This window comes from Paramagnetospirillum marisnigri (assembly GCF_001650715.1).
GTDB classification, from domain to species: Bacteria; Pseudomonadota; Alphaproteobacteria; order Rhodospirillales; family Magnetospirillaceae; genus Phaeospirillum; species Phaeospirillum marisnigri.
In genome coordinates this window covers 1-572 of the sequence record NZ_LWQT01000033.1, presented here as the reverse complement: position 1 = coordinate 572, position 572 = coordinate 1, and the positions used below count along the sequence as shown (strand labels likewise).

Here is a 572-nt window from a genome sequence, read left to right as displayed (position 1 = left end):
CCACTTGGCCCTGGCATTGGGCGTCGAGGCGGTAAAGGCCGGGCGAAGCGTCTACTTCGCCACCCTGGCCGAGATCGTCGCGTCGCTTGCCAAGGCCGAACGGGAAGGCACCCTCCGAGAGCGCATCCGCTTCCTATGCCGGCCGGCCCTGCTGATCGTCGACGAAATCGGCTATCTCCCCGTCATCGCGGGCGGAGGCAACCTCTTCTTCCAGCTCGTCAACGCGCGCTACGAACGGGGAGCCATGATCCTCACTTCAAACCGCGGCTTCGTCGAATGGGGCGAGGTGTTCGGCGATCCTGTCGTCGCAACCGCCTTGCTCGACCGTCTGCTCCACCACGCCGTCGTCGTCCAGATTGAAGGCTCAAGCTATCGCCTGCGCCAGCACGCCGCCTTCATGCCGGAAAACAGCACGGCCAGGACCTCGACATCCCTCCAAACCAACCTGCCACGTCGTCGCGGACGACCACCGAAAGACCGAAGCGCCGATCCACAATCCGGCTGATCACCGATCCCTCCACCTGGGGAATTTCCGTCCGCCCGAAATGGGGAAAATTAGGTCGCCGTTGACA

The 572-nt window shown here is 63.6% G+C and carries 1 protein-coding gene; it reads left to right on the top strand.

The genetic code is table 11. The annotated features are described in order from the left end of the window. Positions 1–505, top strand: a 505-nt coding sequence (locus A6A04_RS02255; RefSeq protein ID WP_172822721.1) for an ATP-binding protein, incomplete at its 5' end; no start/stop codon positions are given. Between the last annotated feature and the right edge of the window lie 67 nt (positions 506–572).